The 9570-nt window shown below is 65.7% G+C and carries 9 protein-coding genes; 7 read left to right on the top strand and 2 right to left on the bottom strand.

The window, feature by feature from the left end; translation table 11 throughout:
• The first annotated feature begins 255 nt into the window (after positions 1-255).
• Entirely contained in the window at positions 256-1032 is a 777-nt protein-coding gene (locus JNK99_RS07145) for an enoyl-CoA hydratase (RefSeq protein WP_291850703.1), read from the top strand.
• A 38-nt stretch (positions 1033-1070) separates the two neighbouring features.
• Here JNK99_RS07145 and JNK99_RS07140 read toward each other — a convergent pair whose 3' ends face one another.
• Positions 1071-3626, bottom strand: a complete 2556-nt coding sequence (locus tag JNK99_RS07140) for a PHB depolymerase family esterase (RefSeq protein ID WP_291850700.1) — start codon at positions 3624-3626, stop codon at positions 1071-1073.
• Positions 3627-3845: 219 nt separating this feature from the next.
• Between JNK99_RS07140 and JNK99_RS07135 the strand changes: the two genes are divergently transcribed.
• From JNK99_RS07135 to JNK99_RS07110, 6 genes are all read left to right on the top strand, one after another.
• The gene (locus JNK99_RS07135; RefSeq protein ID WP_291850698.1) at positions 3846-4553 is read left to right on the top strand and encodes a glutathione S-transferase N-terminal domain-containing protein; all 708 of its coding nucleotides are present in this window, start codon (positions 3846-3848) and stop codon (positions 4551-4553) included.
• A gap of 69 nt (positions 4554-4622) precedes the next feature.
• Positions 4623-5243: a glutathione S-transferase family protein gene (locus JNK99_RS07130; RefSeq protein ID WP_291850695.1), complete on the top strand. Its 621-nt coding sequence runs from the start codon at positions 4623-4625 to the stop codon at positions 5241-5243.
• A gap of 56 nt (positions 5244-5299) precedes the next feature.
• Positions 5300-6148 (top strand): alpha/beta hydrolase, encoded by an 849-nt coding sequence (locus JNK99_RS07125; protein ID WP_291850692.1) that lies wholly within the window; start codon positions 5300-5302, stop codon positions 6146-6148.
• A 155-nt stretch (positions 6149-6303) separates the two neighbouring features.
• The gene (ppa, locus tag JNK99_RS07120; RefSeq protein WP_291850690.1) at positions 6304-6852 is read left to right on the top strand and encodes an inorganic diphosphatase; all 549 of its coding nucleotides are present in this window, start codon (positions 6304-6306) and stop codon (positions 6850-6852) included.
• A 66-nt stretch (positions 6853-6918) separates the two neighbouring features.
• Positions 6919-8529 (top strand): NAD+ synthase, encoded by a 1611-nt coding sequence (locus tag JNK99_RS07115; RefSeq protein ID WP_291850687.1) that lies wholly within the window; start codon positions 6919-6921, stop codon positions 8527-8529.
• 61 nt (positions 8530-8590) lie between these two features.
• Positions 8591-8929 carry a P-II family nitrogen regulator gene (locus JNK99_RS07110; protein ID WP_291850685.1) on the top strand — a complete coding sequence of 113 codons (339 nt, stop codon included), beginning with the start codon at positions 8591-8593 and terminating at the stop codon, positions 8927-8929.
• 23 nt (positions 8930-8952) lie between these two features.
• Here JNK99_RS07110 and JNK99_RS07105 read toward each other — a convergent pair whose 3' ends face one another.
• Complete coding sequence (locus JNK99_RS07105) at positions 8953-9513, bottom strand: Smr/MutS family protein (protein WP_291850683.1); 561 nt, start codon at positions 9511-9513, stop codon at positions 8953-8955.
• Between the last annotated feature and the right edge of the window lie 57 nt (positions 9514-9570).

Below are 9570 nucleotides of genomic sequence, written 5' to 3'. Positions count from 1 at the left end.
CGTCGCGTCGTGCCCAGCCAGGCAAACCGCCGGCCTGACAATCACCGTTCAGGCCGGCGGCGTTTTCCGCAAGGTGGGCCCGCTCCCGCCAGACCGGGACAGCGCCACCCGTCCGGCCAGGCGGCACCTGGCGAGCCGGCTGGCCACTCCCGGGAGACGCTGCTTCCCGCCGTTGCAGTTGGCTGTTCCCGCAGTTCCCGCGCGCGGGAACTCGAATTCATCCATTCACCCATTTTGAGTCCGGAGATTTTCCTCATGACCTACGTCAACATTACCGCCGAAGTGCGCGGAAAAGTCGGCCTGATCACCCTCAACCGCCCCAAGCAGCTCAAGGCCCTGAACGATGACCTGATGGACGAGCTGGGCGCCGCGCTCGGCGGTTTCGAAGCCGACGAGAACATCGGGGCGATCGTCATCACCGGTTCCGACAAGGCCTTCGCGGCCGGCGCCGACATTACCGTGATGCAGTCGCTCTCCTACATGCAGGCCTACAAGGGCGACTTCATCACGCGCAACTGGGATACCCTCAAGAACTGCCGCAAGCCGGTGATCGCGGCGGTCGCCGGCTATGCGCTGGGCGGCGGTTGCGAACTGGCGATGATGTGCGACATCATCCTGGCCGCCGACACCGCGCAGTTCGGCCAGCCGGAAGTCCGCCTGGGCATCCTGCCGGGCGCCGGCGGCACGCAACGCCTGCCACGCGCCATCTCCAAGGCCAAGGCGATGGAAATGTGTCTGGCTTCGCGCAATATCGATGCCGTCGAAGCCGAACGCGCCGGGCTGGTGTCGCGCGTCGTGCCGGCCGACAAGCTGCTCGACGAGGCGATGTCCACCGCCACCCGGATCGCCGGTTTCTCGCTGCCGGTGGTGATGATGATCAAGGAGTGCATCAACCGCTCCTACGAGAGTTCGCTGGCGGAAGGCCTGCTCTTCGAACGCCGTACCTTCCACTCCGCTTTCGCGCTGGACGATCAGAAAGAGGGGATGGCCGCCTTCGTCGAGAAGCGCAAGCCCTCCTTCGCCAACCGCTGACCCGGCGCCACCGCCCGGCTCGGCCGGGCGCCTTGCGCTCAGCAATGGGCCAGGTCGACCGCGTTCTCTATGGCGATCTGGTCCACCCAGGCTTTTGCCGAAACCATGCTGTAGATGTTGGAATAGGCGGCCACTTCGAGCGTCAGCGTCACCGTTCGGTTGGCAAACTGCGCCAGGTCGATGGCCGATTGGCGCAGCCACTCGGTTTCCTGGTGCGCCATGCCGATGGCGGTGACCTCGTCGACCACGATTCCGTCCACCAGAACCCTGAAGCTGGCGCTGGTGTAATCGTTCACGCCGGCACTGAGGTCGAGCCGCCGCAGGTAGCTCAATTCGGGTCGCGCACCCAGCGCGATGCGTCGCGAGATCGAATGCGCATGCGGTCCGAGCGCGCCCCGTTCGCCTGACGAGGCATGACCGTAGAGCAGCGAGCCGCCACGAAAGGCGCGCGGATCGTCGAGCAGGAGGTCCCATCCGTTGCCTTCCCAGCCCGCGCCGTGCAGGTTGGCCGCCGGAGCCCGCGCCGCAGCGGAACGCTGGCTGATCCCCTTGAGCGCGCCAGCCGCCTCGAGCGCCGTCGAGATGATTCCGGGAACATCGATGCCGAGTGGCGCCGTGCTGCCCGGCCGACGGGCCGTGGCACCCCGCTCGAGCAGGCCGGCCGCTTCGAGCGACGCCGAAATGATGCCGTGTACATCAAGGGCGAAGGGCCGTCTGCCGGAATTGCCCGCCTCCGTGCTCCCCGGCGGAACTTCCTGCCGACCCGCCGGTGCTTCGTCGGCGAGCGGCGCCGATGCCCTGTCCGGCGCGCCGCTCGAGGCATCGGCCCGAACGCCGGAATTCGCCCGGCGCGTCGCCGCATCGGTCGCGTCGGCGCCAGCGTCAAGCAGCAATCCCCAGAAATCCGCGATACGGTGCGTCGACGAGATCCCGACGGCGTTGAAGAACGGCGCCGCGGTGCCACACTGGTGCGGCGCGGCACCCGGATCGAGCGCCGCGCCGTGGGCCATGCCGGTCACCGTGTAGGATTCGATCAGTTCTTCGCCCGCCGGACCGTGCCACACCCGGCGCGGATAGCCGTCGACCGTCGTCTCGAGCGTCGGCTGCAGGTCGAGGCCATGCAGGTTGGTCCATTGCTTGATCAGTTCTTCGGCGTTGACCGGCTTGACCGAGGTATCGGCATCGCCGTGCCAGATCGACAGGGTCGGCCAGGGGCCCTGGTGCGGCGAGGCGGCGCGCACCAGTTCTCCCCATTCGCCAGGCGACCGGCAGCGCCCCTGGAAAATGCTCTCGAGCCCTTCCTGCAGCCCCTGCGCGGTACGGTAAGGCACCCCGGCGAGCACCGCGCCGCCGGCGAAAACGTCCGGATAGGTGGCCAGCATGACGGCGGTCATGGCGCCGCCCGACGAGGTGCCGGTGACGTATACCCGGCGGCGATCGAGGCCGTGGTCGCTCAGCAGGTGGTCCACCATCTGGCGGATCGACAGGGCTTCGCCCTTCTCCCGCGCGTTGTCTTCCGGCCTGAACCAGTTGAAGCAGCGCAGCGGATTGTTGTTCCAGCGCTGTTGTGGCAGCAGGAGGGCAAAACCGTAGCGATCGGCCAGCGTCGACCAGCCGCTGCCCTTGTTGTACGAGCCGGCACTCTGCGTGCAGCCATGCAGCACGACGACCAGCGGCGCGTTGGCCGGCAGGCCGGCGGGAACGTAGGTGAACATCTGCAGTTGGCCGGGATTGGAACCGAAGTCGCCGACTTCGCGCAGGCGATTCTCCTGCCGGTCGACCTGTTCCGACCAGGCCTGCACGGCGCCCAGCGCCGAGAGCAGTTTCTCCCAGCGGCTGCCATGCGGCGTTTTGGCCGCGAGTTGTGCCATTCTGGCGATCGAGGCCACCTTGTGGCCCAGTTTGTTCAGCATTGGATTCCTCCCGTCATCGGACAAGGTTGTGAGCGAGCCGATCTCGAGCAACTTGCGGACCGGCAGGAAAACGGTGTGGAACAGACCGGGATCGACCGCTCCACCCCGTTGCGGATCCAGCCAGGCCGGCGGTGCGGCGTCCGCGGCCAGGCCATAGGTATGACTGATCACGGCGCGCCGACCCTGCCACCAGGCGCTGAACTGCAGCGCAGCGACCGGGCAGCCGCGATTGATCCAGACGCCAAACAGTTCGCCGGCAACGAGGGCGCGCGTTTCCTCGCCACAAGCCAGTTGCAGCAGGCCGGCCACCGCCTCGCCGAAGGGCAGGTCCTGCAGACCCATGCCGGAAACCGGCGGCGGCGCGCCGGGCGTCATGGCGACCGCCGGCCCGAAGAGCACGCGTGGCGTGTTGCCGCCGGGCGCCACGGCGCTCGGTCGCAGGTCGGAGTAACAGCGGATCGCTTCCACGGTCTGCGACTGTTGTGGCGCCGCCATCGCTCCGATCAGCAAGTGCGCGGCGTACTGCGGCGTCGCTGGCGGCGAACCGCGGCCCCGCGGTCCCGGCGCCACCAGCCCGCCGCTGACCATCAGGGTGACGCGAAAACGCAGGTCGCGGCGCGACTCGCCGAGAATGTCGGCCAGCCGCTCGCTGAATTCGTATCGTGCAAGTCCATTTGCCATGTACCAACGATAACACGCCGCACAGCCCTTTGCACGCATTTATTTAGTAAGTGATGTAATTTAATTTGCAGCCGACAGGGCTGGGCAACGGCCGACCGGGTTGAGCGGTTTATCCGGCGAAAGCCACCGGCAGCAGGCGATTCTGGTAGCATGCGCCGGTTGCCACCTCTCGTTGACCAGCCGGACCCGGGTTTTGGTCCGCTCTGCAGGAACCCCGGAATGATCGACCTATACAGTGCCGCGACTCCGAATGGGCACAAGATCTCGATTGCCCTCGAGGAACTCGCCCTGCCCTACACCCTGCACCCGCTCAACCTCGCGCAGGGCGAACAGAAGCAGCCCTGGTTCCTGGCGATCAATCCCAACGGCCGCATCCCGGCGATCATCGACCGCAGCGCCGGGAACTTCGCGGTCTTCGAATCCGGCGCCATCCTGCTCTATCTGGCAGAGCAGACCGGCCGCCTGCTGCCGCAGGACAGCCAGGGTCGCTCGCGCGTCGTCCAGTGGCTGATGTTCCAGATGGGCGGGATTGGACCCATGATGGGTCAGGCGAATGTTTTCTTCCGCTACTTCCCCGAGCGCATCCAGCCGGCAATCGACCGCTACCAGGGTGAATGCCGGCGCTTGTTCGGCGTTCTCGATCGCCACCTGAAGGAGCACGAGTTTCTGGCGGGAGACTATTCGATCGCCGACATTGCCAACTGGGCCTGGGTACGCACGCATCGCTGGTCGGGCGTCAGCGTTGACGACCTGGCCAATCTGCAGCGCTGGCTGGCGCAGATCGGCGCGCGCCCGGCGGTCGAGAAAGGCATCAACACGCCGCCCTCGGCGATTGACCGTGAGGCCGGGGAAGAGCGCGCGCGGCAGTTTGCCGAGGAGGCGCGCAAGATGCTCGAAATGGGCCAGTCCCGTCAAGGTGGGGTCTGAGGCGCAGGAAGCGTCGCATGCTCGCCGGAGCCCTTCACCCAACAGTTTCCTGACCGTCGAGAGGACCAGATGAAGCTCTTCGTTTCCCCGAGGGCGCCCAACCCGCGCCGCGTATTGATGTTCATCGCCGAGAAGGGATTGTCCGGCATCGAACAGGAAATCGTCGACCTGTCCACGGGCCGGCATCACGAAGCAGGGTTCCTGGCCAAGAGCCCGCTGGCCAAGGTTCCGGTGCTCGAACTCGATGACGGACGCGCGCTCGGTGAGACCCGGGCGATCTGCACCTACCTCGAGGGACTGGCGCCCGAGCCCAACCTGATGGGGACCGATTTCGTCGAGCGGGCCTTCGTCGAGATGGCTGACCGCCGGGTCGAACTGTACCTCTTCGCCGGCATTGCCAACTGGATTCGTCATACCCACCCCGGACTGGCACCGCTCGAACAGCCACAGTTCCCGGACTTCGGCCGTTCGCAGGGAGAGAAAGTGCGACGGGTGGCCGGCTGGCTCGACCGCGAACTGGCCGGACAAGCCTTCATCGCCGGCGAGCGCTTCACCATCGCCGACATCACCGCTTTCTGCGCCCTGGAGTTCGCGCGCGGCCTGATGAGATTCCATCCGGCTCAGGAAGGCCTGCCGCATCTGCAGGCATGGCGCGACCGCATCGCCGGACGCCCGAGTGCCAGTGCCTGAGTCGCAGCCCGCTCCGCCCGGCGGGCGGTTTTGCAGCCATCCTCAAGAGACTGATCATGACCCAGCGAAGACTGCATGTCATCAGGCACTTCCCCGCCACCCCCGCGGGCCGGCCACCGCTCGTTTTCCTGCATGGCGGCTATGTCGACGCCCGCTGCTGGGAAGCCCATTTCCTCCCCTGCTTCGCCAGCCACGGTTACGAGTGCCATGCGCCGGATCTTGCCGGGCACGGTCGCAGCGATGGCGTCGAGCCGCTTGACGCGCTGAGCCTCGACGACTACCTGGCCGACAGCATCGGGGTCGTCGAGCGGCTCGACCGGAAGCCGGTGGTCATCGGGCATTCGATGGGCGCCTGCATCGCCGAACGCCTGCTCGAGCTTTCCCTGGTCGAGGCAGGAGTCCTGTTGTCGCCGGTGCCGCCACACGGAACTCTTGAATCCGCCCTGACCCTCTTCCTGCGCTATCCGGGTTTTCTTTCCGAGGTGGCGAGGATGACGCGCGGGGTGTTCGATGAACGCAGCCTGCGCCTCCTCCGGGACGTCTATTTCACCCCGGCAACGCAACCCGAAACGCTGCTCGACCTGGCCCGGCTGGTGCAGCCGGAGTCCTTGCGGGCAATCTGCGACATGTCGCTGCTCGCCTGGCGATGCTTGCCGGCAGTGCCCGAACTGCCGGTTCTGGTCGTCGGTGGCGAACTCGATGCGGTATTTCCGCCGCACATGGCGAGCCGCGTGGCAAAACGCTGGCAAGCCGAACTGGAGATCGTTCCCGCAGCGGGTCACGCCATGATTCTGGACCGGCATTGGCAGACCTGTGCCGACCACATTCTGGACTGGCTCGATCGCCTCGAACAAGCGCGGCCCAAACGACCGTCGGCAAGCATCGTGCCGGCCGGCTCGGCCTAGAGGGTGCAGACGACGCCCGAGTGCTTCACTGCAGCCACCGCGGCCAGAGGCAAGCCGGGGTGCGGCGGGCGCGCCCGAAGACGAGCGGCCGAATACCGGCATGGCGCCGGCGGGGTATAATTGCGCTTCCCTCAATCAGCAGAGAGATCACGAACATGGGTCTAGATCGCGTGCCCTCCGGCAAGTCACTCCCCAATGATTTCAACGTCATCATCGAGATTCCGATGCATGCCGATCCCGTCAAGTACGAAGTGGACAAGGGCAGCGGCGCCGTCTTTGTCGATCGTTTCATGTCCACGGCCATGCATTACCCGTGCAATTACGGTTACATTCCCCACACCATCGCCGGCGATGGCGATCCGGTCGACGTGCTGGTCGTCACACAGTTCGCCCTGCCCCCCGGGGTGGTCGTGCGCTGCCGGCCGATCGGCATGCTGGCGATGGAAGACGAGGCGGGACCGGATGGCAAGCTGCTGGCCGTTCCGGTCGACAGTCTGACCCCGATGTACCGCGACATCGAGTCGCCGCGTGATTTCCCGCAGGTCGTGCTGGACCAGATCGCACACTTCTTTGCGCACTACAAGGATCTCGAACGAGGCAAGTTCGTCAAGGTTGCCGGCTGGCTGGGCAGTGACGAGGCCAAGAAGGAAATCATGGAGGGCGTCAGGGCTTACGAAGAGGCCAAAGAGAAGCCGGCCTTCTGAACGACCCCGGCTCGTCACGCTGATCGAGGGGCGCGTCAGCGCCCCTTTTGCTTGGGAACCGCACGCATGTCCCTGAAAATTGCCATCGCCCAGATCAACGCCACGGTCGGCGACTTTGCCGGCAACCGCGCACGAATACTCGACTTCGCCCGGCGCGCCCGGCAGGAGAAGGCCGATCTTCTGCTGACTCCGGAACTGGCGCTCTGCGGTTATCCGCCCGAGGATCTGCTGCTGCGCGAGGATTTCTGCACTGCTTGCGAGCGTGAACTCGAGGCCTTGGCAGCCGAACTACCGGACATCGCCGTCCTGGTCGGTCATCCCGAGAAGCGTGGCAGGCAGTGCTACAACGCGGCGACGCTGCTGCATGGCGGCAAGCGTCTGGCGACCTATTACAAGCAAAGGCTGCCGAGCTACGAGGTATTCGACGAGGAGCGCTATTTCGATTCAGGCGAGGGTCCGTGCGTGTTGACGCTGCAGGGGCTGCGCTGCGGGGTGAATATCTGCGCCGACGTCTGGGAAGCGGGCGCTGCGGATCTTGCCCGGCAAGCCGGCGCCGACGTGTTGTTGGTGCTCAATGCCTCGCCGTACCACATCGGCAAGCGGGAACGACGCACCGAGGTCCTGCGCCAGCGCGTCGCCACCACCGGTCTGCCCGTGGTCTATGCCAACCTGGCTGGCGGGCAGGACGAACTGGTCTTCGACGGCGGGTCTTTCGTTCTCGACTCGCGCGGCGACCTGTGCTGCCAGTTGCCCCAGTTCGAGGAGGCGCTCGGCATCGTCGACTTCGTCGATGGCGAACCGCAGCCGGGGAACATCGTTGCGGCCCCCTGCCTGGAAGCCGAAGTCTATCAGGCGCTGGTCCTGGGCGTGCGCGACTATCTCGGCAAGAACGGTTTCCCCGGCGCGATCATCGGGTTGTCCGGCGGCATCGATTCGGCGTTGACGCTCTGCGTCGCGGTCGACGCCCTGGGCGCCGACAAGGTGCGCGCGGTGATGATGCCGTCGCCGTACACGGCCGAACTCAGTCTGACCGAGTCGCGCGAGATGGTCCGCCTGCTCGGTGTGCGTTACGACGAAATCGCCATCGAACCGGCCATGCGGACTCTCGCCGGCATGCTCGAGCCACAGTTCGCCGGCCTGCCGTCCGATACGACCGAAGAGAACCTGCAGGCGAGAATTCGCGGCATGATCCTGATGGCGCTCTCCAACAAGACCGGCCGGCTGGTACTGACGACCGGCAACAAGTCGGAAATGGCGGTTGGCTACTGCACCCTGTACGGAGACATGGCTGGCGGCTTTGCGGTGATCAAGGACATCGTCAAGACGCTGGTATACCGCATCGCGCGCTGGCGCAACACTTGCTCCTGCGCCATTCCCGAGCGCATCATCAGCCGCCCGCCATCCGCCGAACTGAGGCCGGATCAAACCGACCAGGACAGTCTGCCGCCCTACGAGGTGCTCGATGCAATCGTCGAAGCCTACATGGAGCAGGACCTCAGCCCGCGCGAGATCATTGCCCGCGGTTTCGACCCGGCCGCCGTGCGGCGTGTCGTACATCTGCTCAAGATCAGCGAGTACAAACGCCGGCAGGCGCCGGTCGGGATTCGTGTTACGCAGCGCGGTTTCGGCAAGGATTGGCGTTATCCGATCACCAATCGCTACCACGACCCCTACTGATCGCTTATGCCTGCCCGATTTCTGATACGATTTCCTTACGATCTTATCAGGAGCAGAGACCATGAAAAAAATTGAAGCGATCATCAAGCCATTCAAACTCGACGAGGTGCGCGAAGCCCTTTCCGAGATTGGCGTGACCGGGCTGACCGTCACCGAGGTCAAGGGATTCGGTCGTCAGAAGGGCCACACCGAGCTCTATCGTGGGGCCGAGTACGTGGTCGATTTCCTGCCGAAAGTGAAGATCGAGATTGTCGTCTCCGATGGCTCGGTGGAGGGCGCCATCGACGCTATCGTCAAGGCGGCACGTACCGGCAAGATCGGTGACGGCAAGATCTTCGTCAGCACGGTCGAACAGGTGGTGCGCATCCGGACCGGCGAGCTCGACGAGTCGGCCATCTAGACCGGCCGGGCGTGGCGCGTGCCCTAGCGCGCCTTGCCGCCGGCCCTGAGCAGGACCCACAAGGCACCATCGCCGCCGTCACTCGGCGGTGCGTGGCAAAAGGCCAGGACGTCCTGGTGGCGACCCAGCCAGACCTTGACCAGTTGGCGCAGAATGGCCTCCCGTCCCGGTGAGCCGTGGCCGCGACCATGCACGATGCGCAGGCAGCGCTTGCCGGCGCTCAGCGCCTTGCCGACAAACAACGCCACTCGGGTGTGCGCCTCGTGCCGGTTCATGCCGTGCAGGTCGACATGATCCTGGATACTCCAGCGACCCCGGCGCAGATCACGCAACACGTTGCGTGATACCCCACAGCGCAGAAAGGAGTCCGCGCCGCCGAGGTCGAGCCAGTCGTCGACCGCCAGCGGGCCGTGCAGGGTTTCCACCAGCACGGCGGCTTCGTCGAGTTCGCGCTGGCGCGGTCGCGGGCTGGGCTTGGGCGCCTCGAGGCTGACCCGATCGAACTTGCGCAGCGGTATCACACCGTCGACCGCGGCGCGAAAGGCCGCCAGGTCCTCCGCGCTGTGCTGATTGCGCTGACTCATCCCGGCCCATGCTCCTCATCACTCCCGCTGAACTGCCGTCCATGACCGGACAGCGAA

This window comes from Accumulibacter sp. (assembly GCF_016789985.1).
Taxonomy (GTDB): Bacteria; Pseudomonadota; Gammaproteobacteria; order Burkholderiales; family Rhodocyclaceae; genus Accumulibacter.
Note: the sequence above shows the minus strand (reverse complement) of the source record. Positions and strands in the feature narration are given on the sequence as shown.

Excerpts from the sequence above, each read along its gene's own strand:
- JNK99_RS07125 (WP_291850692.1), top strand. The coding sequence starts at position 5,300 with ATGACCCAGCGAAGACTGCATGTCATCAGGCACTTCCCCGCCACCCCC.
- JNK99_RS07140 (WP_291850700.1), bottom strand. The coding sequence starts at position 3,626 with ATGGCAAATGGACTTGCACGATACGAATTCAGCGAGCGGCTGGCCGAC.
- JNK99_RS07110 (WP_291850685.1), top strand. The coding sequence starts at position 8,591 with ATGAAAAAAATTGAAGCGATCATCAAGCCATTCAAACTCGACGAGGTG.
- JNK99_RS07130 (WP_291850695.1), top strand. The coding sequence starts at position 4,623 with ATGAAGCTCTTCGTTTCCCCGAGGGCGCCCAACCCGCGCCGCGTATTG.
- JNK99_RS07115 (WP_291850687.1), top strand. The coding sequence starts at position 6,919 with ATGTCCCTGAAAATTGCCATCGCCCAGATCAACGCCACGGTCGGCGAC.
- JNK99_RS07145 (WP_291850703.1), top strand. The coding sequence starts at position 256 with ATGACCTACGTCAACATTACCGCCGAAGTGCGCGGAAAAGTCGGCCTG.
- JNK99_RS07105 (WP_291850683.1), bottom strand. The coding sequence starts at position 9,513 with ATGAGTCAGCGCAATCAGCACAGCGCGGAGGACCTGGCGGCCTTTCGC.
- JNK99_RS07135 (WP_291850698.1), top strand. The coding sequence starts at position 3,846 with ATGATCGACCTATACAGTGCCGCGACTCCGAATGGGCACAAGATCTCG.
- ppa (WP_291850690.1), top strand. The coding sequence starts at position 6,304 with ATGGGTCTAGATCGCGTGCCCTCCGGCAAGTCACTCCCCAATGATTTC.